The 25,516-nt window shown below is 43.2% G+C and carries 24 protein-coding genes; 11 read left to right on the forward strand and 13 right to left on the reverse strand.

Translation table 11 applies throughout. From position 1 onward, the window contains the following. Positions 1 to 2: 2 nt before the first annotated feature. The 6 genes from yidD to F0249_RS15375 form a co-directional block, all read right to left on the reverse strand. Complete coding sequence (gene yidD / locus F0249_RS15350) at positions 3 to 260, reverse strand: membrane protein insertion efficiency factor YidD (RefSeq protein ID WP_084654886.1); 258 nt, start codon at positions 258 to 260, stop codon at positions 3 to 5. Further along, entirely contained in the window at positions 227 to 550 is a 324-nt protein-coding gene (gene rnpA / locus F0249_RS15355) for a ribonuclease P protein component (RefSeq protein WP_253825330.1), read from the reverse strand. The genes yidD and rnpA overlap by 34 nt, the downstream gene beginning before the upstream one ends. 43 nt (positions 551 to 593) lie before the next feature. Then, positions 594 to 728, reverse strand: a complete 135-nt coding sequence (gene rpmH, locus F0249_RS15360; protein ID WP_017054313.1) for a 50S ribosomal protein L34 — start codon at positions 726 to 728, stop codon at positions 594 to 596. Positions 729 to 933: 205 nt separating this feature from the next. Further along, positions 934 to 1,671: an amino acid ABC transporter ATP-binding protein gene (locus F0249_RS15365; protein ID WP_017054312.1), complete on the reverse strand. Its 738-nt coding sequence runs from the start codon at positions 1,669 to 1,671 to the stop codon at positions 934 to 936. Then, positions 1,668 to 2,339 (reverse strand): amino acid ABC transporter permease, encoded by a 672-nt coding sequence (locus tag F0249_RS15370; protein WP_017054311.1) that lies wholly within the window; start codon positions 2,337 to 2,339, stop codon positions 1,668 to 1,670. Before F0249_RS15370 ends, F0249_RS15365 begins: the two co-directional genes overlap by 4 nt. Positions 2,340 to 2,423: 84 nt before the next feature. After that, the gene (locus F0249_RS15375) at positions 2,424 to 3,185 is read right to left on the reverse strand and encodes an amino acid ABC transporter substrate-binding protein (protein ID WP_017054310.1); all 762 of its coding nucleotides are present in this window, start codon (positions 3,183 to 3,185) and stop codon (positions 2,424 to 2,426) included. A gap of 309 nt (positions 3,186 to 3,494) precedes the next feature. Between F0249_RS15375 and dnaA the strand changes: the two genes are divergently transcribed. From dnaA to F0249_RS15400, 5 genes are all read left to right on the forward strand, one after another. Further along, positions 3,495 to 4,901, forward strand: coding sequence for a chromosomal replication initiator protein DnaA (gene dnaA / locus F0249_RS15380; RefSeq protein WP_017054309.1), 1,407 nt, complete (start codon positions 3,495 to 3,497; stop codon positions 4,899 to 4,901). A gap of 26 nt (positions 4,902 to 4,927) precedes the next feature. Next, positions 4,928 to 6,028 carry a DNA polymerase III subunit beta gene (gene dnaN / locus F0249_RS15385; protein WP_017054308.1) on the forward strand — a complete coding sequence of 367 codons (1,101 nt, stop codon included), beginning with the start codon at positions 4,928 to 4,930 and terminating at the stop codon, positions 6,026 to 6,028. Positions 6,029 to 6,035: 7 nt separating this feature from the next. After that, the gene (gene recF, locus F0249_RS15390; RefSeq protein WP_171757127.1) at positions 6,036 to 7,115 is read left to right on the forward strand and encodes a DNA replication/repair protein RecF; all 1,080 of its coding nucleotides are present in this window, start codon (positions 6,036 to 6,038) and stop codon (positions 7,113 to 7,115) included. 18 nt (positions 7,116 to 7,133) lie between these two features. Next, positions 7,134 to 9,551: a DNA topoisomerase (ATP-hydrolyzing) subunit B gene (gene gyrB, locus F0249_RS15395; protein ID WP_171757128.1), complete on the forward strand. Its 2,418-nt coding sequence runs from the start codon at positions 7,134 to 7,136 to the stop codon at positions 9,549 to 9,551. Positions 9,552 to 10,054: 503 nt separating this feature from the next. Beyond that, entirely contained in the window at positions 10,055 to 10,492 is a 438-nt protein-coding gene (locus tag F0249_RS15400; RefSeq protein WP_017054305.1) for an Hsp20 family protein, read from the forward strand. Between the two features lie 87 nt (positions 10,493 to 10,579). Here the strand turns inward: F0249_RS15400 and F0249_RS15405 are convergent, their stop codons facing one another. From F0249_RS15405 to glyQ, 3 genes are all read right to left on the reverse strand, one after another. Beyond that, complete coding sequence (locus F0249_RS15405) at positions 10,580 to 11,830, reverse strand: valine--pyruvate transaminase (protein WP_171757129.1); 1,251 nt, start codon at positions 11,828 to 11,830, stop codon at positions 10,580 to 10,582. Positions 11,831 to 12,122: 292 nt separating this feature from the next. Continuing rightward, positions 12,123 to 14,189, reverse strand: coding sequence for a glycine--tRNA ligase subunit beta (glyS, locus tag F0249_RS15410; RefSeq protein ID WP_171757130.1), 2,067 nt, complete (start codon positions 14,187 to 14,189; stop codon positions 12,123 to 12,125). A 2-nt stretch (positions 14,190 to 14,191) separates the two neighbouring features. Continuing rightward, entirely contained in the window at positions 14,192 to 15,112 is a 921-nt protein-coding gene (gene glyQ / locus F0249_RS15415) for a glycine--tRNA ligase subunit alpha (RefSeq protein ID WP_017054302.1), read from the reverse strand. A gap of 403 nt (positions 15,113 to 15,515) precedes the next feature. On the opposite strand from glyQ, the gene F0249_RS15420 reads away from it, so the two are divergent. Further along, positions 15,516 to 15,773, forward strand: coding sequence for a hypothetical protein (locus F0249_RS15420; RefSeq protein WP_017054301.1), 258 nt, complete (start codon positions 15,516 to 15,518; stop codon positions 15,771 to 15,773). An 81-nt stretch (positions 15,774 to 15,854) separates the two neighbouring features. Here the strand turns inward: F0249_RS15420 and tusA are convergent, their stop codons facing one another. Further along, entirely contained in the window at positions 15,855 to 16,106 is a 252-nt protein-coding gene (tusA, locus tag F0249_RS15425; RefSeq protein ID WP_017054300.1) for a sulfurtransferase TusA, read from the reverse strand. 141 nt (positions 16,107 to 16,247) lie between these two features. Here tusA and F0249_RS15430 point away from each other — a divergent pair, with 141 nt between their 5' ends. Further along, positions 16,248 to 16,433, forward strand: a complete 186-nt coding sequence (locus tag F0249_RS15430; protein WP_017054299.1) for a hypothetical protein — start codon at positions 16,248 to 16,250, stop codon at positions 16,431 to 16,433. Positions 16,434 to 16,562: 129 nt separating this feature from the next. Beyond that, complete coding sequence (locus F0249_RS15435) at positions 16,563 to 17,507, forward strand: LysR family transcriptional regulator (RefSeq protein ID WP_136995897.1); 945 nt, start codon at positions 16,563 to 16,565, stop codon at positions 17,505 to 17,507. A gap of 156 nt (positions 17,508 to 17,663) precedes the next feature. Here the strand turns inward: F0249_RS15435 and F0249_RS15440 are convergent, their stop codons facing one another. The 3 genes from F0249_RS15440 to fadB form a co-directional block, all read right to left on the reverse strand. Further along, positions 17,664 to 18,644, reverse strand: coding sequence for an MDR family oxidoreductase (locus F0249_RS15440; protein WP_171757131.1), 981 nt, complete (start codon positions 18,642 to 18,644; stop codon positions 17,664 to 17,666). Between the two features lie 304 nt (positions 18,645 to 18,948). After that, positions 18,949 to 20,112, reverse strand: coding sequence for an acetyl-CoA C-acyltransferase FadA (gene fadA, locus F0249_RS15445; protein ID WP_171757132.1), 1,164 nt, complete (start codon positions 20,110 to 20,112; stop codon positions 18,949 to 18,951). Positions 20,113 to 20,139: 27 nt separating this feature from the next. Beyond that, the gene (gene fadB / locus F0249_RS15450) at positions 20,140 to 22,311 is read right to left on the reverse strand and encodes a fatty acid oxidation complex subunit alpha FadB (protein ID WP_171757133.1); all 2,172 of its coding nucleotides are present in this window, start codon (positions 22,309 to 22,311) and stop codon (positions 20,140 to 20,142) included. A 216-nt stretch (positions 22,312 to 22,527) separates the two neighbouring features. Here fadB and F0249_RS15455 point away from each other — a divergent pair, with 216 nt between their 5' ends. From F0249_RS15455 to hemG, 3 genes are read left to right on the forward strand one after another with little or no spacing between them, the layout of a single operon-like run. Then, positions 22,528 to 23,151 (forward strand): YigZ family protein, encoded by a 624-nt coding sequence (locus F0249_RS15455; RefSeq protein WP_171757134.1) that lies wholly within the window; start codon positions 22,528 to 22,530, stop codon positions 23,149 to 23,151. Between the two features lie 48 nt (positions 23,152 to 23,199). Continuing rightward, a complete protein-coding gene (locus tag F0249_RS15460) occupies positions 23,200 to 24,657 on the forward strand; it encodes a TrkH family potassium uptake protein (protein WP_029203544.1) in 1,458 nt (485 codons plus the stop codon). 10 nt (positions 24,658 to 24,667) lie between these two features. After that, positions 24,668 to 25,195 carry a menaquinone-dependent protoporphyrinogen IX dehydrogenase gene (gene hemG, locus F0249_RS15465; RefSeq protein WP_171757135.1) on the forward strand — a complete coding sequence of 176 codons (528 nt, stop codon included), beginning with the start codon at positions 24,668 to 24,670 and terminating at the stop codon, positions 25,193 to 25,195. Positions 25,196 to 25,516: the final 321 nt, after the last annotated feature.

Here is a 25,516-nt window from a genome sequence, read left to right on the forward strand (position 1 = left end):
CGTTATTTATCTCTGTCTTGTTTTTGGACTGGTGGAATGGGGTCAAATCCCCCTTCATTCAAAGGGTGACATTTTAATAGACGTTTGCCTGATAACCAACACCCTTTTACAAAACCGTGAGCTTTCAATGCTTCTAACGCATACAAAGAGCAGGTTGGAGTAAACCGACAGCGAGGTCCGATAAGGGGACTAATGAACCATCTGTAAAGATGGACCAGCCCAATAGCTAACCTCGTGAAGGGCGAGACAGGCGAAGCCATAATTTTTCAAAGAGCTTGAATATTTCATCATTGCTTAAATCTTGAGCACTCTTTTTTGCAATTACAACAAAATCTTTGTTAGGAAGTTTATGTTGTTGATTACGGAAACTTTCACGAGCAATACGTTTAAAGCGATTACGACCGACTGCGGTTTTAATCTGTTTTTTCGGAACTGCTAATCCAAGACGAGGATGAGAAAGAGAGTTATTGCGAGCAATAATGGTGAAATGGGGGGAGCCTGCTCTATGAGCTTGCTGGAAGACATTTTGATAATGCTCGGGAGTTAACAAGCGTAACTCCCGATTGAACGCGAACGTATTCAAAATAATTTAATTATTTTGAAAGGCGCTTACGGCCTTTTGCACGACGTGCATTGATTGTTGCGCGGCCGTTCTTAGTCGCCATGCGAGCACGGAAACCGTGTGAACGCTTGCGCTTTAGAACTGTAGGTTGAAAAGTGCGTTTCATTGTAATTACCTTACTGATCAGTAGTTTTTAGGTTTTGTTAAACCCGGCGTGGGCATATTTTCTTGTCTTTATTAAGAACAGGAAATCCGACGCCTCTCAACAAAGAGGCGGAATTGTAATCACTGGCTCTCAAAGAGTCAATAATTGGTTCAACGATAATTCCGGTCGACGGATTATACGTTTTGTGAGCAAGAGCGCAAGGATCCTATTCGATCCCGACCAAATTTAAGAATTTTTGTAGTCTTGGGTCTTGCGGATCATTGAATATTTGATCCGGTGTTCCCTGTTCTACTATCTTGCCTTCAGCCATGAAGATCACTCTATCTGCGACCTCTTTTGCGAACTGCATTTCATGTGTTACAACCAACATGGTTTGATGTTGAGTTGCTAATTGTTTCATTAATGCGAGAACTTCCCCAACTAATTCAGGATCTAATGCTGATGTTGGCTCATCAAATAGAAGAAGCTCTGGTTGTAATGCCATCGCGCGGCCGATGCCAACTCGTTGCTGTTGTCCTCCTGAGAGTGCGGCTGGATAACTGTCGCCTTTGTCGCTTAAGCCGATATCATCCAAGATCTGTTGTGCTTTGGCATACGCTTGATCTTTTTTCCAATCACGAACAGTGATCAAGCCTTCTGCTATGTTTTGGCGTGCGGTCAAATGAGAAAATAGTGCATAATTTTGGAAAACAAAGCCTGTTTTTCTTCGTAACGCAAGAATTTCTGCTTTGGTAAATTTCTCTGTATCCACATCGATATCATCAATGCTAATCGTGCCTTTATTGGCTTGCTCAAGAAAGTTAATACAGCGTAATAAGGTTGATTTTCCTGTACCACTAGAGCCGATAACAACGATTATCTCACCCTGTTTTATTTCTAAATCAATACCTTTTAGGATCTCATTATCGCCGAAGCTTTTATGGATATTGGTTAGTTTTATCATCGTTGGTATGCCTTATTCATTTTTGCTTCAGCCCAAATCTGCACTCGAGTTAAGATGATGACCACTCCCCAGTAAATGAGAGCGACGGCTAAGAAAGCTTCGAAAAAACGGAAACTGGATGCAGCTTCCATCTGAGCTCTTGCCATTATCTCGGCAACACCTAATGTAAAAGCAAGTGATGTCGATTTGATCATATCAATGAAGTAGTTCATCAATGATGGCAGGGCAATACGTGTCGCCTGTGGAAGAATGATTCTTCGCATGGCTTGGCTTGTCGTCATGCCAACCGATAAGCTGGCTTCCATCTGGCTGCGATCTATTCCCATGATGGCAGCACGAATACTTTCAGCCATATAAGCAGCAAAATGGAGAGTAAGCCCAATCACCGCAGCACTGAAGGCATCTAGCCCGACGAGAATAGGAAAGACTTGTGGCAGACCATAATAGAGTAAGAAAAGCTGAACGAGTAATGGCGTACCACGGAAAAAGCTAATATATAGCTGGCTGAGTTGATCGAATACAGGGATCTTGAATACGCGAATGTTGGCAAGAATGACGGCCAGTATCAGTGAGAATAGTAATCCCCAGATAGCCATTTCCATGGTTGTGCCAAGGTACTTAAACAGTATCGGCAACAGTTCCAGCATGTAATTAAAATCAAATCCCATTATTTATCTCTTTTGTACAACGTAAAGAAAGCAAAAACCCACTACATCATTGATAAAGTAGTGGGCTGATTGACGACAATCAAATTACTTTTGGGTGATGTCGGCACCAAACCACTTTTCAGAAATTGAACCTAGCGTTCCATCAGCACGCATCGCCGCTAATGCTTTGTTCACATCTTGTTGTAGCTTTTTACCATTATCATTATTTAAAAATGGCCAAGCATTTTCGATGGTTTCAAACGGTTGACCAGCGAGTTTCAGTGGAAGGCCTGTTTTTTTAATCAACTCTAGTGCTGATAGGCGATCCATGACAAAAGCATCGGCACGGCCAAGTGCGACATCATGTTCAATACCGGTGTCGTAGGTTTTGATCGTAATTGCGTTGTTTTTATCGTAATCACGCAGCAGTTGCTCGAAGTTTGAGCCTAGGTTGACTGCAACGGTTTTACCGCTTAAGTCTTCAATACTTTTAATCGCGTCATTGTTTTTGCGAACGGTTATTTGCGCACCGTCTACCACATAAGGGTCAGCAAATAGGTATTTAGCTTGACGAGCTTCAGTGATCGTAATTTGATTTGAGATGGTATCAATTCGACCTGTTTCTAGTAGACCAAACAAGCCAGAGAAGTTAGCGGTAACATACTCAACGTTGTAGTCGTTACGACGGCCAATTTCATCCCACAAGTCCACTTCAAAGCCTTGTAGCTTATCTTGTTTAACGAATGTGAAAGGGAAATAGCGGCCAGACATGCCGACTTTCACTTCAGTTGTAGCAGCGTAAACGGCTTGTGTCATGGTTGCTGATAGAGCAATCGCAGTAAGCGTACCTTTAATCCAGTTTTTCATTTTATAACTCCTTATTTTTATAGGACAGGATGTTACTGGGAAAAGACTCAATAGAATAAATAACTAGTAGTTATTAACCATAACTGAAAGGTGGGTTTCGTTCTGGGGATAAGTGTGGTTGATCCTTCAATTGTGGATCAATGTGTGGGTAAATTTGGGGTGATTTGTGTGGATCAACTGTATTAGCCATCAAATATTGTGAATAACTTCGATCTTATTCACTGGATCCTCGATCAAGTGCTGGTGATCTGGGTTATCAACAGGTAAAATTGCCAATCTTTTCCGATAATCTAAATAGGGTGGGGCATCGTGTCATCTTCGCTTTGGTTGCAATGTTTGCAACAGCTTCAAGAAGAGCTACCAGCAACAGAATTCAGCATGTGGGTTCGTCCGTTACAAGCAGAGCTCAATGACAATACTCTTACTCTATTTGCACCTAACCGTTTTGTACTGGATTGGGTTCGCGATAAGTACCTGAATAATATTAACCGCTTACTTCAAGAGTATTGCGGTAATGATATCCCGAGCCTGAGATTTGAGGTCGGTAGCCGCCCTGTGGCAGCAGCACCGAAACCTAAGCCCGTACGCTCTCAAGCGGATGTTGCGGCAGAATCTTCAGCGCCAGCTCGAATGCAAGCTCGCAGACCTGTGCATAAAACGTGGGATGATGAATCTGAGGTGATCAATATTAATCACCGCTCGAATGTGAATATTAAGCATAAGTTTAATAACTTCGTGGAAGGTAAATCGAACCAGTTGGGTTTAGCAGCAGCGCGTCAGGTATCGGATAATCCTGGTACGGCGTATAATCCACTATTTCTTTATGGTGGTACCGGTTTAGGTAAGACTCACTTATTGCATGCCGTCGGTAATGCCATTATCGACAACAAACCGAATGCAAAAGTTATCTACATGCATTCAGAGCGTTTTGTTCAGGATATGGTGAAAGCGCTGCAAAATAATGCGATCGAAGAATTTAAGCGCTACTACCGTAGTGTTGACGCATTATTGATCGATGATATCCAATTTTTCGCTAATAAAGAGCGTTCTCAAGAAGAGTTCTTCCATACATTTAACGCTCTGCTTGAAGGCAATCAACAAATTATATTAACTTCTGACCGTTATCCTAAAGAGATAAACGGGGTAGAAGATCGCTTAAAATCTCGCTTTGGTTGGGGCTTAACGGTTGCTATCGAGCCACCAGAACTAGAAACACGCGTGGCAATTTTAATGAAAAAAGCGGAAGACCATCAGATTCATCTGGCGGACGAAGTGGCTTTCTTTATCGCTAAGCGTTTGCGTTCTAATGTACGTGAGTTAGAAGGTGCGTTAAATCGTGTTATCGCCAATGCTAACTTTACTGGCCGCCCTATCACCATTGATTTTGTTCGTGAAGCACTGCGTGATTTACTCGCGTTACAAGAAAAACTCGTGACCATTGATAATATTCAAAAAACAGTCGCTGAGTATTACAAAATCAAAGTCGCTGATTTATTATCTAAACGTCGTTCACGCTCTGTGGCACGACCTCGTCAACTGGCCATGGCTCTAGCCAAAGAGTTAACCAACCATAGCTTGCCTGAAATTGGTGATGCGTTTGGTGGTCGAGACCATACCACGGTATTACACGCATGCCGTAAAATTGCTCAGTTGCGCGAAGAAAGTCATGATATTAAAGAAGATTATTCAAATCTAATTAGAACCTTGTCTTCTTAATTGCCCGTTATTGCTAAGAGTTAAATATGAAATTTACGATTGAACGTAGTCACTTAATCAAGCCTTTACAGCAAGTATCTGGCGCGTTAGGTGGTAGACCGACTTTGCCTATTCTAGGTAACTTGCTGCTAAAGGTAGAAGATAACGTACTGTCATTGACGGCTACCGATCTTGAAGTTGAACTGATCAGTCGCGTGACACTAGAAGGTGAATTTGAAGCGGGTACTGTTACCGTACCTTCACGTAAGTTCCTTGATATTTGTCGAGGTTTATCTGATAGCGCAGTGATCACTGTGGTATTAGATGGCGATCGTATTCAAGTACGCTCTGGCCGCAGTCGTTTCTCTTTGGCTACCTTACCTGCGAATGACTTTCCAAATATTGAAGATTGGCAAAGTGAAGTTGAAGTCACGGTGACTCAAGCTGAGTTGCGTGGCCTAATTGAAAAAACTCAATTTTCGATGGCAAACCAAGATGTGCGTTATTACCTAAACGGCATGTTATTTGAGATTGAAGGCTCAACGTTGCGCTCTGTTGCAACCGATGGTCACCGTATGGCGGTATCGCTCGTGTCATTAGGTGCAGACTTTGCTCAAAAGCAAATTATTGTGCCGCGTAAAGGGGTACAAGAGTTAGTGAAACTGTTAGATGCACCTGAGCAGCCAGTGACACTGCAAATCGGCAGTTCTAACGTCCGAGCTGAAGTGAACAACTATGTATTCACTTCTAAGTTAGTTGATGGCCGTTTCCCTGATTATCGCCGCGTAATGCCACAAAATACCACCAAAACCCTTGAAGCTAGCTGTGATGAACTACGTCAGTCATTTTCTCGTGCCGCTATCTTATCGAATGAAAAATTCCGTGGCGTTCGCGTCAATCTTGTTAATAACGAGATGAAAATTACCGCCAACAACCCTGAGCAAGAAGAGGCTGAGGAGGTGTTGGATGTCACGTATGAAGGCGATGATCTCGAAATTGGTTTTAATGTTAGTTACGTCTTAGATGTATTAAATACGCTACGTTGTGATCAAGTTCGGATCTCAATGTCAGATGCGAATGCCAGCGCCTTAGTTGAAAATGCTGAAGATGATAGTGCGATGTATGTAGTTATGCCGATTCGTCTGTAACGTACAAATGCCTTTAACGCGTTTAATCGTCAAACAGTTTAGAAATATTGAAGCCTGTGATATTCAACTATCATCAGGCTTTAACTTTCTTATAGGCCCGAATGGAAGCGGGAAAACCAGCGTACTTGAAGCCATTTATCTGCTGGGACATGGCCGTTCATTTAAGAGTTCTCTAACGGGGCGAGTCATTCAAAATGAGTGTAGTGAACTCTTTGTTCATGGTCGTTTTATGACCTCTGATCAATTTGAGCTACCTATTGGCATAAATAAACAGCGTGATGGCTCAACAGAGGTTAAAATAGGCGGTCAATCTGGGCAGAAGTTAGCACAGTTAGCACAAGTATTGCCTTTGCAATTGATTCATCCCGAAGGTTTTGATTTACTTACCGATGGCCCTAAACACCGTCGTGCATTTATTGACTGGGGTGTGTTTCATAGTGAGGCTGGTTTCTATGAGGTGTGGGGGCGAGTTAAGCGTTTAAGTAAGCAGAGAAACGCATTACTGAAAACTGCTCGTGATTACCGAGAACTCAGTTACTGGGATCAAGAACTCGCGCAATTGGCTGAAAAAATCAGTCAGTGGCGTTCAGATTATGTAGAGCAATTAAAGGTCGTGGCCGAAGAAATCTGCCGCACGTTTTTGCCTGAATTTGATATCCAGTTAAATTATTACCGTGGGTGGGATAAAAATACACCTTACGCCGAAATTCTTGAAACGAATTTTGAACGAGATCAGAAACTTGGTTATACCTTTAGTGGGCCAAATAAAGCGGATCTTAAGATAAAAGTGAACGGAACACCTGTAGAGGATGTTTTGTCACGCGGTCAGTTGAAGTTAATGGTTTGCGCGTTGCGTGTAGCGCAGGGACAGCACTTAACTCAAGTGACAGGAAAGCAATGTGTTTATCTTATCGATGACTTTGCTTCCGAATTAGATAGCCAACGTCGTGAGCGCCTAGCGGACTGCTTAAAAAAGACGGGGGCTCAGGTTTTTGTAAGTTCTATCACCGCCAGCCAAATTGCAGATATGCATGATGAAAACAGTAAGATGTTTCATGTGGAACATGGCAAAATAGAGCATAGTTAATTAGTGAGAGAGTAATTCATGTCAGATAATTACGATTCATCGAGTATTAAAGTACTGAAGGGTCTGGATGCCGTTCGAAAGCGTCCAGGAATGTACATTGGCGACACGGATGATGGTACCGGTCTGCACCACATGGTATTTGAGGTGGTGGATAACTCAATCGATGAAGCGTTAGCAGGCCACTGTAATGACATTATCGTCACGATCCATGAAGATAATTCAGTCTCTGTGAGCGATGATGGCCGTGGTATTCCGACTGAAATTCACGAAGAAGAAGGTGTGTCGGCCGCTGAAGTAATCATGACGGTTCTCCATGCGGGCGGTAAGTTCGATGATAACTCTTATAAAGTATCGGGTGGCTTGCACGGTGTAGGTGTTTCAGTTGTAAACGCACTTTCAAAGCAGGTTGACCTTACTATTCATCGTTTAGGTGAAACGCATCAACAAACCTATTGTCATGGTGAGCCTCAAGCGCCACTAGCCGTAACGGGTAAAACAGAAGCAACTGGTACTAAGATTCGCTTTTGGCCAAGTGAAGATACGTTCACTAATGTCGAATTCCATTACGAGATTCTAGCGAAGCGACTACGTGAGTTATCATTCTTGAACTCTGGCGTTTCCATCAAACTCGTTGATGAACGTGAAGAAGATAAAATGGATCACTTCAGATATGAAGGTGGTATTCAGGCGTTCGTTGATCACTTAAACACCAATAAAACACCAATCATCCAGAAAATCTTCCACTTCGATTTTGAACGTGAAGATGGCATCACCGTTGAAGTCGCAATGCAGTGGAATGATGGCTTCCAAGAGAACATCTACTGTTTCACCAATAACATTCCACAGCGAGATGGTGGTACTCACCTTGCTGGCTTCCGTGCGGCATTAACGCGTACGTTGAACAGCTTCATGGATAAAGAAGGTTTCTCTAAGAAAGCAAAAGCATCCACTTCTGGTGATGATGCTCGTGAAGGTTTGACGGCTGTTGTTTCGGTAAAAGTGCCGGATCCTAAGTTCTCTAGCCAAACGAAAGATAAATTAGTTTCTTCCGAAGTGAAATCTGCTGTTGAATCAGCAATGAACGAAAAACTGGCTGAGTTCCTGATTGAGAACCCAACTGAAGCTAAGATTGTTTGTTCTAAAATTATTGATGCGGCTCGTGCTCGTGAAGCGGCGCGTAAAGCACGCGAAATGACTCGTCGTAAAGGCGCATTAGATTTAGCGGGCCTTCCAGGTAAACTTGCGGATTGTCAGGAAAAAGATCCTGCACTTTCTGAACTCTATATTGTGGAAGGAGACTCTGCTGGCGGTTCAGCCAAGCAGGGGCGTAACCGTAAAAACCAAGCGATTCTTCCACTGAAAGGTAAGATCCTAAACGTTGAAAAAGCACGTTTTGATAAGATGCTATCTTCTCAAGAGGTTGCGACGCTGATTACTGCATTAGGTTGTGGTATTGGCCGTGATGAATACAACCCAGACAAACTGCGTTACCACAACATCATCATCATGACCGATGCCGATGTCGATGGTTCTCACATTCGTACGCTGCTACTGACGTTCTTCTACCGTCAAATGCCTGAGCTAATTGAACGTGGCTACATTTATATTGCTCAACCGCCACTATACAAAGTGAAAAAAGGTAAGCAAGAGCAGTACATCAAAGATGAAGAAGCGATGGATCAATACCAAGTTTCTTTAGCGCTTGATAACGCTGAATTACACGTGAATGCAGATGCACCAGCGATTTCTGGTGAAGGTCTTGAGTCGCTTGTTCAGCAATATAATGCTGGTATTAAGCTGGTGGACCGAATGAGCCGTCGTTACCCACGCGCTCTGATTCATGAGCTTATCTACACACCACGCCTAACGGCTGAACAGTGTCATGATGCTGGCGCCGTTGAGACTTGGGGTAAAACCTTAGTTGAGCAATTGAACGCGAAAGAAGAGGGTGCGAGTCAGTACAGCTTAGAAGTTGAACAGCATGCAGAGCTTGGTCTTAACTTACCAAAAATTGTCGTTCGAACTCATGGTGTGACTCACGAATACGCATTGAGTGTAGACCTGTTTAACTCTAAAGAGTACGGCAAATTAGCAGATCTATCAGAAGCGTTACATGGCTTGATTGAAGCGGATGCTTACATCAAACGTGGCGAACGTACACAGCCTGTGGATACTTTTGTTGAAGCATTGAACTGGTTGATTAAAGAGTCTCGTCGTGGTTTAAGCCTACAGCGATATAAAGGTCTAGGTGAAATGAACCCAGATCAGCTTTGGGAAACCACAATGGATCCTGAAACTCGTCGTATGATGCAAGTGAAAATCGATGATGCTGTTGGTGCCGATCAACTGTTTACTACGTTAATGGGTGACCAAGTTGAACCTCGCCGTAATTTCATCGAAGATAACGCACTTAAAGTAGCAAACCTAGACGTTTAGTCTCTTTGATACTTCGCTCTTTCGCTTAATTTCTGTGTCAGAGGTGCTCACATACATTCGTATGCTCCGCGCCTCTTCCTTGAACTAAAACGAAATAACTTCGTCTCAAAAAACTAAATTTTTTATTAAAAGACTGCCAGAAATGGCGGTCTTTTTTGTTTTTAAGTTACTGAAAAATATTGAATTAGGAAAATAATTAAAAATAATCCCTTGAAACTCTTTTGACCAATCCATATATCTATTTGTGAAGAGGAGACCATTCTTGCTAGATAACTAGAAGAGACAGGGCCTCCGAAATAGCTGACTAACTATCGCTCATGAGAGGATTCATTTAGCAGCACACAATTTAAAAATGATGCATGTTCATGTCCCAGAGTTGTCGCCAATTGAGGTGAAGCCAGAGGAATGAATATTGACACTCTTAGCGGTTTACTAAGTCATTCACTGTATTGATTTTAGTCATACTCCACGCTAAGACTATTGCTTAACGAAAGGATAGTACTATGAGAACTGTAGATTTCACGCCCCTATACCGCAACGCTATTGGCTTTGATCGTCTGTTTAATCTGATGGAAGCGAATACGTCAAAAAATTCTTCTGGTGGTTACCCGCCGTACAATATTGAACAGCAAGATGAAAATAAGTATCGCATTACAATGGCGGTGGCCGGTTTTGCTGATGAGCATTTAGACATTACTCAGAAAGAGAATATGCTGATTGTTCGTGGTGAGCGTCAAGCTGAAGAAAATAAAAACTATGTTTATCAAGGTATTGCAGAGCGCGATTTTGAGCGTAAATTCCAATTGGCGGATTACGTTAAAGTGATTGGCGCAACAATGGAAAATGGCTTGCTGCATGTGGATTTAGAAAGAGAAATCCCAGAAGCGATGCAGCCACGTAAAATTGCAATCAATGGTAAAAATCTAATTGATAATAATTAAGTCAAACATCGAATAGATAACGGCTTTACCTTAAGCTAAGACAAGAAGAGCGCCCATTGGCGCTCTTTTCTGTTCCACAACGCTTATCTAACCTTGTTGATAAGCTTTTTCGATCTCTTCCGCGATAATATTGATGCCTTTCTGCATCATTTCATCATCTTGTACGTAGTTCATGCGTAGGCACTGATGAGCATGCTCCCAGTCATCTTCCTGACCAATAAAGAAGTATTCGCCAGGAACGATCAGTACGCCACGAGCTTTCAAACGATTGTACAGTTCCATGGTGGTAATCGGCAGTTCATCAAACCATAACCATAAGAAGATCGCACCTTCAGGCTTGTGGATCCGAAAGCGTTCATCTGGAATCGCTTGTTGTAGTAACTCGACAGCACGCAACGATTTTTGTTTGTAGAAAGGTTTAATCACATCCGTGCTCAAACGTAGTAGATCGTTATTCGTAATCATATGGTTGGCGATCGCAGGGCCTAAGCTACCAGGCGCTAAACTGATGATGCCATTCATATTGGTGAGCGCTTGAGTCACTTCTTCACTGGCGATCACAATGCCGCAGCGGACACCAGGTAAGCCAAGCTTAGAAAGGCTCATACACAATATCGTGTTCTCATTCCAGAAAGGTTCGACATCTTCAAAGATAATATTCGGAAAAGGTAGGCCGTAAGCGTTATCTATCAGTAGCGGAATATTGTTTTCGCGAGCGAGTTTGTCCAATTTACGAACTTCTTCATCGGTCAGGACGTTGCCTGTTGGATTGGTTGGGCGAGAAGCACAAATCGCGGCAACAGAGTCATCGATTTTTAGCTCTTCGAAATCGACATGATATTTAAACTGGCGATTATCCAGCATCTCAATCTCTGGGTGGTAAGAGACAAAAATATCGTCATCAATACCCGCATCGCCATATCCAATGTATTCGGGTGCTAATGGCAATAGAATTTTCCTATGCGAGGCGTCAGGTTGTTGTCCTGCTAATAAGTTAAATAGGTAGAAGAAACCACTTTGACTGCCGTTGGTTAGGCTGATGTTCTTTTCGCTGATGTCCCAACCGTAAGTTTCTTTGAGTAACTTAGCGAGTGACTTTACGAAGGCATCCTTTCCTTGAGGGCCATCGTAATTCGCCATGGCAGCGACAAGTTCACCATTAGCGAGCATCTCTCCACTGGCTTGGCTAAAGTAATCGAGCATGGCTGGAATGGCGGCAGGGTTACCACCACCGAGCATGATGGCTCCTGGTGTGCGTAGGCCATCATTGAGATCGTCCATTAGACGAGTTATTCCAGTATATCGATTAAACTTTTCACCAAACTTAGAAAATTGCATTACTTATCGTACCTAATTCATTAATAGTTCTTTTTATTGAGGGCTTTCCACTAGTGGAAAAGTGCTGTGTTAACTATGAACATACCGCACAAATTTTGCGACGAAAAGCACGAAAAGTTAAAAATTGAAAAAAAGGTAGAGTTACGATGAAGATAAGTGAATCGTTTGCTCCGTTTGAAATGAGACGAATATCAGAATGGCACTATTTAGGAGGCTTTAAAGGTGAATGTAAGGGATGAAAAAAGGGAAGCAAAAATGCTTCCCTAATATTTTTTCGCTACGGATGTAATGATTATTTCTGTAGAAGAGAAATATCAGCAATCTGTAGGAATAGGTTACGCAGGTTGTTCAGTAGCGTTAGACGGTTCTTCTTAAGCGCTTCGTCATCAGCCATGACCATTACGTTATCGAAGAATGCATCAACGGGTTCACGTAGGTCAGCAAGTTTGCTTAGGGCTTCTTGGTAGTTACCTGTTGCGAATGCTGGTTCTAGTGCTTCTGTCATTACTTCAACGTTTTCAGCTAGAGCTTTCTCTGCGTCTTCTTGAAGAAGAGCTAGATCGATTTCAGCTGGTAGTTCGCCATCGAATTTCGCAAGGATGTTACCTACACGTTTGTTCGCTGCTGCTAGTGCTTCTGCTGCTTCCAGTTCACGGAAGTGAGAAACGGCTTTAACACGTTGGTCAAAGTCAGCTGGCTTAGTTGGACGACGTGCTAGTACCGCTTGGATGATATCAACGCTGAAACCAGCATCTTGGTACCATGCGCGGAAACGACCTAGCATGAAGTCGATAACGTCAGCTTCTACGTTTTTGTTGGTTAGCTTGTCGCCTAGTAGCTCTTTCGCTTTACCGATCAGATCCGTTAGGTCTAGGTTGTAGCCGTTTTCAACGATGATACGTAGTACACCTAGTGATGCACGACGTAGTGCGAATGGGTCAGAACCTTTTGGTGCTTGGCCAATACCGAAGATACCTACGATAGTGTCTAGCTTGTCTGCCATTGCGACTGCTGAAGAGATCCCCGTGCTTGGTAGTGTGTCACCGGCGAAACGAGGCATGTACTGCTCGTAAAGTGCTAGTGCAACTTGCTCGTCTTCACCATCGTGAGTCGCGTAGTGCATGCCCATCACACCTTGCGTATCCGTAAATTCGAATACCATAGACGTCATTAGGTCACACTTAGCCAGTAGGCCAGCACGCTTAGACTTTTCAACGTCAGCATCGATTTGCTCAGCAATGTAGCCAGCAAGTTCTGTGATGCGGTCTGTTTTGTCTTTGATTGTGCCCAGTTGCTTCTGGAAGATAGCTTGGTCTAGTTCAGGAAGACGGTCGATAAGCGGACGCTTACGGTCTGTGTTGAAGAAGAACTCAGCATCAGCAAGACGTGGACGTACAACCTTCTCGTTACCTTCGATTACGTGACGAGGCTCTTTAGACTCGATGTTTGAAACGAAGATGAAGTTTGGCAGAAGGTTCTTATCAGCGTCATACACTGGGAAGTACTTTTGGTCGCCTTTCATGGTGTAAACCAAGGCTTCAGAAGGCACTTTTAGGAACTCTTGCTCAAATTTAGCAGTAAGCACCACTGGCCATTCAACCAAAGAGGTAACTTCTTCAACAAGGTCATCTTCTAGGTCAGCAATACCGCCAACTGCGTCTGCTGCTTTTTTAGCATCAGCAAGGATGATCGCTTTACGCGCTTCGTAATCTGCCATTACTTTACCGCGCTCTTCTAGGATCGCAGGGTACTGGTCAGCAGAGTCGATTGTGAATTCTTGTTCGCCCATGAAACGGTGGCCACGGATAGTACGAGCAGAAGCTACGCCTAGGATTTCGCCTTCAACAAGCTCATCACCTAGTAGTACTGTCAGTGTTTTCACTGGACGGATAAATTGAATGTCTGAGTTACCCCAGCGCATTGCTTTAGGAATTGGTAGGCCCGCGAGTGCTTTCGCAGCGATGTCCATTACCAATTCTTGAACTGGTTTGCCAGCTACTTCTTGTTTGAAAAGAAGCCATTCGCCTTTGTCTGTTTTCAGACGATCAGCTTGCTCAACAGTAATACCGTTACCACGAGCCCAACCTTGTGCTGCTTTGGTCGCGTTGCCTTCAGCATCGAATGCTACAGAAATTGCAGGACCACGTTTTTCAACGACTTTGTCTGCTTGGCCTTCAGCCAGTGCTGTCACTTTAAGTGCTAGGCGGCGAGGTGCTGCGTACCACTTGATGCCTTCGTGAGAAAGTTCAGCAGATTTAAGACCAGCTTCAAAGTTAGAAGCAAAGGCTTCTGCTAGAGAACGAAGTGCTGTTGGTGGAAGCTCTTCCGTACCTAGTTCAATTAGAAAATTCTTCGCCATAGTTACTTCTCCTCGCTCTTCTTACACATTGGGAAGCCAAGTGCTTCACGTGATGCGTAGTACGCTTCTGCTACCGCTTTAGTCAGGTTGCGAATACGAAGGATGTAACGCTGACGTTCTGTTACTGAAATTGCTTTACGAGCATCAAGTAGGTTAAATGCATGACCCGCTTTAAGAATGCGCTCGTAAGCTGGAAGTGGCAGTGGTTTTTCTAGTTCAAGTAGCTCTTTACACTCTTTCTCACACTGGTCGAAGAAACCGAATAGGAAATCTACGTCTGCGTGTTCAAAGTTGTAAGTTGACTGCTCAACTTCGTTTTGGTGGAAGATATCACCGTAAGTCACGTTAGAACCATCTGGTGCTACGTTCCATACAAGATCGTAAACTGAGTCTACTTCTTGGATGTACATTGCTAGACGCTCAATACCGTAAGTGATCTCACCTGTTACTGGTTTACATTCAAGGCCGCCAACTTGTTGGAAGTAAGTGAATTGAGTCACTTCCATGCCATTTAGCCATACTTCCCAGCCAAGACCCCAAGCACCCAACGTCGGGTTTTCCCAGTTGTCTTCTACGAAGCGAATATCATGCACAAGTGGATCGACACCAAGCACTTCAAGAGAGCCTAGGTACAACTCCTGAATATTATCTGGAGAAGGTTTTAGTGCTACTTGGAATTGATAGTAGTGCTGCAGACGGTTTGGGTTTTCACCGTAACGGCCATCAGTAGGACGACGTGAAGGTTGAACGTATGCCGTAGACATTGGCTCTGGGCCAAGTGCACGTAAACATGTCATTGGGTGAGAGGTACCCGCACCTACTTCCATATCCAAAGGTTGAACAATGGTACAACCGTTTTGAGCCCAATAATCCTGCAGCGCGAGGATCATTCCCTGGAAGGTTTTGATATCGTATTTTTGCATAATTAAATTCGCGCGATTCTTTTGTCTGAGTTCTGAAAATAACCTTCGATTATACGCAGATATTCAGAAAGCGAGTAGGGGCAATGTTGGTTATTTAATCAGCATGGTTCGAGTTTTCGCTGTTTTTTGATTATTTTTAGTTGAAGAGGTGGGAGTTAAAGGAAAAATCGGTTGAACTTCATTTATTCGTGAATTTTAACGCGCATCTAAAATAAGGATAAATAGAGCCTTTTTGGTGGATGAATTAAGCCTTAATGACTGAGTTATTACTGAGTAGCAAAACGAAATTTAGCTTAGATCAAAATCTCATCCGAAATCGTATTTAAGCGTGATGACTGACACACAAGTGTCACAATTGTCATGCTACTTTAATCTTAAGAGTTACAAATAGGAGGGTACGATTATGTTGACTCGCTATATGGGAATGACTCCAGAAAAACAAAGTTATCTTTTTACCGTTGGCTTAGCGTTAACTTTGTTAGGTATGGTTTTGACTGAAATGTGGTTACCTATGGTGGTTGGTTCTATTGTCATGACGGGCCTTGCTGCTGAAGCTTGGATCCGAGTCGCACATATTATTCCAATGCGTAAGGATATGCGTGAAATGCAACACCAACTCGATAAGCTTCAATCACAACTGCATAATGTTGAAAAAGAATAAAAAAAGCCGCCAGTTAGTCATATGGCGGCTTTTTCTTTGACTCTTACTGAGCTTTTTCAGTCAACGAGTCGTTAAATTTAACTACTCTTCTAATCCTTTTCTGATCAAATAGGTATAAGGCAGGCTTTCTACTTGAGCACTCACAAGTTGATGATCCATAAAGCGACAAAAACTTGGGATATCTCGCGTGGTGGAAGGATCGTCAGCTTTTACTAATAGGACGTCTCCATCCTGCATGTTGCGTATTGTCTTCCTAACCATCATTACCGGCTCTGGGCAGCGTAATCCTTCCGCTTCAAGTGTGTGAGTGGCCAGTTCCAAATTGATTGTCATGGTGATATCTCTAGTGTTTTATCGTGCTTTTGAGCTGGGAATGATACTTCTGTAGAAAAAATATGCAATAACCCTTGGCAAATCGATCTATTTGCTTTAACTTAATTAACAACCTGGTAACAATTGAGCTAAGGAGTGGCGATGTTGACTGCACTAGATAGGTTAACGATTTATTCGGTTTTATGCTTTATCTCTTTTTGTGCCTTAGTGCTTAGGTCACCAGAAGAAGCGTCATTTATGCCTTTGATTGGTATGAGTGCCACAATTATTGGTATTTGGATTGAGATGCGCCGTTGGCATAGCTCTTCGGAAGAACAAGAAAACTAAATCCAAACCTGAACAACACCTTATTCCGACACTATCCCCATTTTTCTTGGGCTTCCCCGCTTAACTGCGGGATTTTTTTTATCTAATGCATGGTATAAATGTGAAGTGTCAGTTCGCAGGATTAAGATTGTGGAATTAGAAGAGATATATCGTCGCGATTTAAATTTATTAGTCGCATTAAAAGTGTTACTCGAAGAGAGCAGCGTCAGTCGGGCAGCCGTTCGCCTTAACTTGAGCCAGTCTGCGATGAGTCGAGTGTTAGGGCGCTTACGTGACATGCTAGATGATCCTCTTTTTACTCGCCAAGGTCAGCATCTTGTCCCAACTGAAAAAGCGCGTGAAATTAATTCTCGGATCAATCAGCCGTTAGAATCTTTACGCCAACTTCTTACTCCCAGTGATTTTTCTCCTCTGTATTGCGATCAGCACTTTATTATTGCGACGACAGATTATGCGATGCAGACGATCTTGCCTTATGCCTTGCCTAAAATTTATGAGCAAGCCCCGAATATCTCTTTGGAATTTGCTCCACTGCAACATGAGCACTTATTTAAACAACTCAGCACTGAGCGTGTGGATATGGCAATTTGTAGGCCGATAGGTTCTGTTGCACCATTGAAGCAAGAAGTTTTAGGGCTGGTGGGCGTGTCTTGTCTGGTGTCTAAGAATCACCCATTAGCAAATAAGCCGCTGTCGCTGGAAGATTATGTGTCACTGCCTCATGCGATGATCGCGATAAGTGATGGGGTGAAAGCTCTGCTTGATAATGCGCTCGTCAATCAAAAAGAGCGCCGGATGGTGTTGCGTGCTTATCACTTAGAAGCCGCGTTGGCGATTGTCGATAAGATGCCATTAGTGATCACTGTCCCTGCTGACTTAGCTTACCTTGTGGCAGAACGTTATGATTTGGTGGTTAAACGGCTTCCATTTGAGTTCACACCGTTTGATTATTCGCTGATTTGGCATTCACGTTGCGATACGTCACCTGCTCAGGCTTGGCTGCGCCGCGTACTTAAAGATGAGTGTAGAAAGCTGATTACAAAAAGAGTGGAAGATATAGGCCTGGGCAGTTAGTTGGATTCGTTATGGTTACTATTATTGATTAGATTGATGGCGTGGATTTATTGAATCGCTAGCTAATGTCTCAATAGACTGGATATAAAAAAGGTGATGCCATGAGCATCACCTTTCTTCTTTGGTGCTATCTTTTTTGAAGCGATAGCATTTGGACTAAATCTTAATTACAACACGACCTGTGATTTGGCCGTTAGTGATATCTTCAGCGGCTTGAATAGCCTCTTCTAAAGAGACCTCTTTACTTGCTTGGTCATAGAATGACTCTGGTAATAGTTCAGAAAGTTGTTCCCACGCTTTAATGCGTTTCTCTCGTGGGCACATTACGGAATCAACACCTTGTAGGCGGACATTACGTAAAATAAATGGCATAACCGTTGTCGGTAAGTCAAAACCACCAGCAAGGCCACATGCAGCCACAACGCTGTTGTAATCCATTTGAGCCAATACTTTTGCTAATACTTTGCTGCCAACCGTATCAATCGCGCCTGCCCATAACTGTTTCTCTAATGGTTTTGCTGGTTCTTCAAGTTCAGCTCGCTCAACAATGCGGCTTGCTCCGAGTGATTTAAGTAGCTCTCCGTTTTCTGAAGCTCGGCCAGTGACGGCTGCTACTTTATAACCAAGTTGGTTAAGCAGAGTAATTGACACGCTGCCTACACCACCGCTTGAACCTGTCACGAGGATCTCACCGTCTTCTGGTTTCACGCCTGCATCAACAATCGCCTGAACACAAAGCATTGCTGTAAAACCAGCGGTACCAATCGTCATTACTTTTTTAGCATCAAGCCCTTTTGGCATAGGCACTAACCAGTCGCCCTTTAAGCTTGCTTTCTCTGCCATTCCGCCCCAGTGACCTTCACCAACGCCCCAACCAGTAAGAACAACTTCATCACCTTCTTTATAGCGAGGGTCATCTGAGTGAGATACTTTCCCTGCTAAATCAATACCGGGAACCATTGGGAAGTTACGGATGATTCGTCCTTTACCTGTAATTGCTAATCCATCTTTGTAGTTTAGAGAAGAGTAGTTCACATCGATCTTTACGTTACCTTCAGGTAGCTGTGACTCTTCAATTTCGGTTACCGCTGCGATGGTCTTTTTTTCTTCTTGGTTTAGGACTAATGCTTTAAACATAAAAATTCTCCAGAGATTCCAATGTAGGTGTGGTGACATCGCTGAAAGGTTCAATATGGATTCAGCTTATCAATATCTGTTTTGTTAATGACAATGAGTGTAGGACAGAGTGATAAAGAAAAAAAATGATACTTTGACATGTTTACTATGCGTTTTAAGCATACATTAATTGTCGATGATCACCGATAAAAAAAGAGATAGAAGGCGGTGTGTGCATTCTATCTCTTCGTTTCATCGGGTGTATGCAGACTCTTATGATATCCGCATACTGTCAGAACGCTTTAGCCTCTATGAATATTTAAAGCTATGGACGTTCAAAAATCGTCGCAATACCTTGGCCTAAACCAATACACATTGTGGCTAACCCATACTTCGCATCTTTTGCTTCCATCAGGTTGATCAATGTTGTGGAGATACGAGAGCCAGAGCAACCCAGAGGGTGACCTAATGCGATTGCGCCCCCATTGAGGTTGACCTTTTCATCGACTACATCGAGTAAACCTAAATCTTTCGCACACGGTAATGATTGTGCAGCAAAGGCTTCATTGAGTTCGACGACATCCATATCGCCTATCTCTAGGCCGGCACGTTTAAGTGCTTTTTGTGTCGCAGGAACTGGGCCATATCCCATGATTGAAGGATCGCAGCCAGCAATCGCCATAGAGCGAACTTTTGCTCGAATAGTTAAGCCGAGTTCGTTGGCTTTATCTTCACTCATGATGAGCATGGCAGAAGCACCATCAGATAGCGCTGAAGAGGTGCCCGCAGTGACCGTACCATTTGCAGGATCGAATACAGGACGGAGTTGAGATAAGCCTTCAACTGTTGTCTCCGGGCGGATAACTTCATCATAATCTAATGTAAACAGCGATCCATCAGCGGCATGTGCTTCAGTAGGAAGGATTTCATTCTTGAAACGACCTTCTACAGTCGCGGCTTGTGCTCTGGCGTGAGAACGTGCCGCGAATGCATCTTGATCTTCACGGCTGATACCGTGCATTTTACCGAGCATTTCAGCGGTCAATCCCATCATGCCTGCGGCTTTAGCTACGTGCTTCGACATACCTGGGTGGAAATCAACCCCGTGGTTCATTGGGACGTGTCCCATGTGTTCAACACCGCCGATCAAGCAGATTTCAGCATCACCGACCATGATGGAACGTGCCGCATCATGCAGAGCTTGCATAGATGAACCACATAAACGGTTCACCGTTACGGCACCAATTTCAATCGGCAGGCCAGCAAGTAGGGCGGCGTTACGTGCCACGTTAAAACCTTGCTCTAGTGTTTGCTGTACACAACCCCAATAAATATCTTCGATCTGTTTTGAGTCGACTTGAGGGTTACGCTCTAAAATGCCTTTCATTAAGTGAGCCGATAAATCTTCAGCTCTCGTGTGACGAAATGCTCCACCTTTAGAACGTCCCATCGGTGTACGAAGACAATCAACAATTACTACGTTATTCATCTTTATATTCCTTTTCCAAAGATAGAGTTAAAGTGAGCTAGATTGTTGAGATTGGTAAAAGCTTTCGCCGCTTTCTGCCATATCTTTCAACATCTGAGGAACATGATACAAAGCACCAAGCTCTTGGTATTGTTCAGCCATTTGTACATAGTTTTGAATACCAATACTATCTAGGTAACGGAATACACCGCCTCTGAATGGCGGGAAGCCTAAGCCATATACCAGTGCCATATCCGCTTCTTGAGGTGATGCAATAATCCCTTCTTGTAAACAGAGAACGACTTCATTAATCATTGGAATCATGACGCGTTGAATAATCGTCTGATCATCAAAGTCTTGAGCGTCACTGCACACATTTTTCAGTAAAGGTAGAACATCTTCTGTGAATGTCTTTTTCGGTCGACCTTTTTTATCTACGCTATAACTGTAGAAACCTGAACCGTTTTTCTGACCGTATTTATCCGCTTCAAATAACGCATCGATGGCATCTTTACCATTTTTGCCCATTCGGTCTGGGAATCCTTGCGCCATAACGGCTTGTGCGTGGTGAGCTGTATCAATACCAACAACGTCAAGTAGGTAAGCAGGTCCCATTGGCCAGCCAAATTGACGTTCCATGACTTTATCGACTTTTGTGAAATCAGCACCATCACTGAGCAGTTTGCTAAACCCACCAAAGTAAGGGAATAACACGCGGTTGACGAAGAAACCGGGGCAGTCATTGACAACAATAGGTGATTTCCCCATTTTTGCTGCGTATGCCACCACTCGGTTGATCGTCTCGTCAGAGGTGTGTTCGCCACGAATGATTTCAACAAGGGGCATGCGATGTACTGGGTTGAAGAAGTGCATGCCGCAGAAATTTTCAGGGCGTTTGAGTGATTTTGCTAATAAGTTGATTGGAATCGTCGAGGTATTTGATGTGACAACTGTATCTTCACCGACATGTGATTCGACTTCATTTAATACTGCGGCTTTGATTTTTGGGTTCTCAACCACGGCTTCTACGATGATATCGGACTGTTCGATGCCCGCATAATGTAGGCTTGGAGTGATCGATGAAAGAATCCCTGCCATTTTGAAACCATCTAAACGACCACGAGATAAGCGTTTATTGAGTAGCTTAGAAGCCTCATTCATGCCTAAATCTAGCGATGCTTGTGCGATGTCTTTCATTATTACCGGAACACCTTTCAGAGCAGATTGATAAGCGATACCACCACCCATAATACCGGCACCTAATACCGCTGCTCGCTGAGTTTCTTTGCTTGCTGATTTCGCGGCAGTTTTTGCGATACCTTTAATGTATTGATCGTTGAGGAACAGACCAACAAGAGCTTGGGCGACTTCTGATTTGGCGAGTTTTACGAAGTATTGTCTTTCAACATCGAGTGCGCCATCTCGGCTTAAACGTGCGGCATCTTCAATCGCTTTAACAGACGTGATCGGTGCTGGGTAGTGAGGCCCTGCTTTTTGAATGACCAAACCTTTTGCCATCGTAAAGCTCATCATCGCTTCTAGCTTGCTTAGCGTGAGAGCGGATGTTTTCTGTTTGCGTCGAGCTTGCCAATCAAGCTGTTCATTTTTAGCGAGAGTGATGGTATTGATGGCAGAGTCGAGCAATTTATCGCTGTCTACAACGGCATCGAGAAGGCCAATTTTTAATGCGTCATCTGCTCGGTTCGCTTTACCTGCGGTAATAATTTCCATGGCGCTATCTGCACCTATTACTCTAGGTAGACGAACACACCCACCAAATCCTGGCATGATACCTAGTTTAGTTTCAGGTAGACCAATGCTGGTGGTCTTGTCTCCAATCCGGAAATCGGTCGCGAGTACACACTCACAACCGCCACCAAGTGCATGACCGCGGATCATCGAAAGTGTTGGAACAGGAAGATCTTCAAGCTTGTTGAAGATGCTATTGGCAAACTTAAGCCACTCTTCTAGCTCTGCTTCTGGTTTCGAAAACAGACCAAGAAACTCGGTAATATCTGCACCAACAATAAAAGTGTCTTTGTTTGAAGTAAGGATTAATCCACTTAAACTTTGGTGTTGATTTAGAGCATCGAGTGCTTTATCTAGTGATTCAAGAGTTGCAAGATCAAGCTTGTTGACCGACGCTGGTGCGCAAAAGCTCAATTCTGCGATACCGTCTTGTAATTCCTTAACTTGTAGGGTGTTCGATTGGTAAATCATTATCTATCTCCGTCACTCACAATCCTTGATTGTTTGAGAGAATTAGTGTTGTTTTTATGTTCTGGTTAGACCAGTAAGTCTAGTGTGGACTTGTAGATGGTCAAACTCAATACATTTTTTAAACATTTGTTTAACATTGTGCGCAGGGTCAGATCTAGGATCGCTTTTATTTGGAGCGTGTTACACTAGCGCCACTATTCATATAAATTGATAACCATGAATTTTCTTCCCTATCTAATTCCTTCTTCACCTGTGACATTTGAAGAAGAAATTAAAAAAAGCGTCTTCATAACTCATTTAGCCCATACACCAAGTGTAGAAGCTGCGAAGCTGTTTGTTGAACAGATCAAAGCAGAACATTCTGGAGCTCGACATAATTGTTGGGGTTTTGTCGCTGGCCGAGCTGAAGATTCAATGAAGTGGGGGTTTAGTGATGATGGTGAACCTTCTGGGACCGCAGGAAAACCAATCTTAGCGCAATTATCAGGATCTGGAGTGGGTGAGCTAACGGCGGTTGTCACACGTTATTCGGGTGGAATTAAGCTTGGAACGGGTGGTTTAGTCAAAGCATATGGTGGCGGAGTGCAACAAGCATTAAAGCTGCTTCAAACAATCGAGAAAAAAATCACCACTCACTTGCGGCTAGAGTTAGACTACTCTTTTATGCCTATCGCACAATCAGTGATGAGCCAATTCGATGCAGTCGAAGCTCAAGCTGACTATCGTGAGCATGTTGTTATGGATATTGAGATAGAACAGCGTCATGTTGATGCCTTTACTCAAATCATTATAAATAAAAGCGGTGCCAAAGCGTTGGTCACCGGAATAAAAGATAACTAGGAAGTTAGAAGCGCCGCTTTATTTCAAGCTAAGTTTCGTTAATTATTCATGCAATTTCGATCAATCATACGAATCGTCGGGCTGTTGCTCGCTCTATTTAGTGTTTCCATGCTAGCGCCTGCATTTGTGGCGTTACTGTACCGTGATGGTGCTGGTGTTCCTTTTGTTACCACTTTCTTTGTTCTGCTTTTTTGCGGAGGGATCTGTTGGTTTCCAAATAGACGTCACCGACATGAATTAAAAGCGAGGGATGGCTTCCTGATTGTCGTTTTGTTTTGGACGGTAATCGGTAGTGCTGGCTCACTTCCCTTTCTTATTGCTGATAACCCTAGTATTTCAGTTACCGATGCCTTTTTTGAATCATTCTCAGCGTTAACGACAACGGGAGCGACCGTTATTGTCGGGTTAGATGAGTTGCCTAAAGCGATTCTGTTTTACCGCCAGTTTCTACAATGGTTTGGGGGAATGGGGATAATCGTACTTGCGGTTGCGATCTTACCTGTTCTTGGGATCGGGGGAATGCAGTTATATCGAGCCGAAATTCCAGGCCCAGTTAAAGACAGTAAAATGACCCCGAGAATTGCCGAAACCGCGAAAGCGTTGTGGTATATCTATTTAAGTTTGACCATTGCGTGTGCTTTTGCTTTTTGGCTTGCGGGAATGAGTTTCTTCGATGCCATTAGCCATAGCTTTTCGACTATTGCGATCGGTGGATTTTCAACTCATGATGCCAGTATGGGCTATTTTGATAGCCACGCGATAAATATGATCACGGTTGTATTTCTTCTTATCTCTGCATGTAACTACTCTTTGCACTTTGCTGCATTTGCCTCTGGTGGCGTGCACCCTAAATATTATTGGAAAGATCCTGAATTCAGAGCCTTTATCTTTATTCAAAGCGTTCTGTTTCTTGTTTGCTTCTTATTGCTTTTGAATCACCAGTCTTATGACTCCATCTATGACGCTTTTGATCAGGCTCTATTCCAAACAGTATCCATCTCAACAACGGCTGGTTTTACCACGACAGGATTTTCTGAGTGGCCACTGTTTTTACCTGTGCTGTTACTCTTCTCTTCCTTTATCGGCGGTTGTGCAGGATCAACTGGTGGTGGAATGAAGGTTATTCGAATTCTGCTTCTTACTTTGCAAGGTGCTCGTGAAATGAAGCGTCTTGTCCACCCTAGAGCGGTATACACCATTAAAGTAGGTGGTTCAGCCCTACCGCAAAGAGTTGTTGATGCGGTATGGGGATTCTTTTCCGCCTATGCATTGGTTTTTGTAGTTTGTATGCTCGGGTTGATAGCGACAGGAATGGACGAACTTAGTGCATTCTCCGCGGTTGCAGCAACACTCAATAATTTAGGCCCTGGCCTTGGCGAGGTGGCGCTCCATTTTGGCGATATTAATGATAGTGCTAAGTGGGTATTAGTCGTCTCCATGTTATTTGGCCGTTTAGAAATTTTCACTCTTTTAATTCTTTTGACTCCTACGTTCTGGCGTAGCTAAGGAAGCTCTCGTGGCAAAAGCTCTTTTTCTTTATTCAAGCCGAGAAGGCCAAACGAAAAAAATCCTTCAGTATATAGAGGGTGAATTTTCAGATTACTCTTGTGAAACTAAAAATCTCAGTGAAATAGAAACGGTGGACTTTTCTCAGTATGAGCGAGTTTTGATCGGTGCTTCTATTCGCTATGGTCATCTAAACAAAGATCTATACCGTTTCATCAGTAAAAACTTAACTCAGTTGGAGTTAAGCAAAGTCGCTTTCTTTTGTGTCAACCTTACCGCGAGGAAAGAAGACCAAGGGAAAGATACGCCAGAAGGTAGTGCGTATATCAAAACCTTCTTAAAAAAATCACCGTGGAAACCTAAGATGATTGGCGTTTTCGCTGGAGCGCTCTATTATCCTCGCTATAACTTCTTTGATAGAACCATGATTCGTTTAATTATGACGATGACTGGAGGAGAGACAGATACAAGCAAAGAAGTTGAATATACGAATTGGGAAAAAGTATCTCAATTTGCTCAAAAATTTAAAGATATGTAATCAGAATGTCGATTTATATGGTCTTTTGAATGTTTTTTAGTCGAACGATAATAAAATGCATTTTTTTTGCAAAAAGGGGTTGCCAATGTGATCGCAATCTCTATAATGCCACCTCGCTGACACGGTAAGGGCTCACAGAGAGTTCTGAAGTGATTCAGAAGGACAATTTAGAGTTACGAAATAACTTAAAAAAGTGTTTGACACTTTTAGTTGAATCGCTAAAATGGCCGTCCGTTTTGAGCAAAGCTTAAAACAAGCTCTTTAACAATTTAGACCTATCAATCTGTGTGGGCACTCGTTGATGATAATCACTAGTTTCGT

Source organism: Vibrio sp. 03-59-1 (assembly GCF_013114135.1).
Classification (GTDB): Bacteria; Pseudomonadota; Gammaproteobacteria; order Enterobacterales; family Vibrionaceae; genus Vibrio; species Vibrio cortegadensis.

Bases quoted from the DNA above. Each gene is read 5' to 3' on its own strand.
- F0249_RS15430 (WP_017054299.1), top strand. From the start codon at position 16,248: ATGTTGACTGCACTAGATAGGTTAACGATTTATTCGGTTTTATGCTTT.
- fadA (WP_171757132.1), bottom strand. From the start codon at position 20,112: ATGAATAACGTAGTAATTGTTGATTGTCTTCGTACACCGATGGGACGT.
- glyS (WP_171757130.1), bottom strand. From the start codon at position 14,189: ATGGCGAAGAATTTTCTAATTGAACTAGGTACGGAAGAGCTTCCACCA.
- rpmH (WP_017054313.1), bottom strand. From the start codon at position 728: ATGAAACGCACTTTTCAACCTACAGTTCTAAAGCGCAAGCGTTCACAC.
- yidD (WP_084654886.1), bottom strand. From the start codon at position 260: ATGGCTTCGCCTGTCTCGCCCTTCACGAGGTTAGCTATTGGGCTGGTC.
- F0249_RS15375 (WP_017054310.1), bottom strand. From the start codon at position 3,185: ATGAAAAACTGGATTAAAGGTACGCTTACTGCGATTGCTCTATCAGCA.
- F0249_RS15440 (WP_171757131.1), bottom strand. From the start codon at position 18,644: ATGTTTAAAGCATTAGTCCTAAACCAAGAAGAAAAAAAGACCATCGCA.
- F0249_RS15420 (WP_017054301.1), top strand. From the start codon at position 15,516: ATGTTGACTCGCTATATGGGAATGACTCCAGAAAAACAAAGTTATCTT.
- F0249_RS15405 (WP_171757129.1), bottom strand. From the start codon at position 11,830: ATGCAATTTTCTAAGTTTGGTGAAAAGTTTAATCGATATACTGGAATA.
- gyrB (WP_171757128.1), top strand. From the start codon at position 7,134: ATGTCAGATAATTACGATTCATCGAGTATTAAAGTACTGAAGGGTCTG.
- dnaN (WP_017054308.1), top strand. From the start codon at position 4,928: ATGAAATTTACGATTGAACGTAGTCACTTAATCAAGCCTTTACAGCAA.
- F0249_RS15400 (WP_017054305.1), top strand. From the start codon at position 10,055: ATGAGAACTGTAGATTTCACGCCCCTATACCGCAACGCTATTGGCTTT.
- fadB (WP_171757133.1), bottom strand. From the start codon at position 22,311: ATGATTTACCAATCGAACACCCTACAAGTTAAGGAATTACAAGACGGT.
- F0249_RS15455 (WP_171757134.1), top strand. From the start codon at position 22,528: ATGAATTTTCTTCCCTATCTAATTCCTTCTTCACCTGTGACATTTGAA.
- F0249_RS15370 (WP_017054311.1), bottom strand. From the start codon at position 2,339: ATGGGATTTGATTTTAATTACATGCTGGAACTGTTGCCGATACTGTTT.
- recF (WP_171757127.1), top strand. From the start codon at position 6,036: ATGCCTTTAACGCGTTTAATCGTCAAACAGTTTAGAAATATTGAAGCC.
- F0249_RS15460 (WP_029203544.1), top strand. From the start codon at position 23,200: ATGCAATTTCGATCAATCATACGAATCGTCGGGCTGTTGCTCGCTCTA.
- glyQ (WP_017054302.1), bottom strand. From the start codon at position 15,112: ATGCAAAAATACGATATCAAAACCTTCCAGGGAATGATCCTCGCGCTG.
- tusA (WP_017054300.1), bottom strand. From the start codon at position 16,106: ATGACAATCAATTTGGAACTGGCCACTCACACACTTGAAGCGGAAGGA.
- F0249_RS15365 (WP_017054312.1), bottom strand. From the start codon at position 1,671: ATGATAAAACTAACCAATATCCATAAAAGCTTCGGCGATAATGAGATC.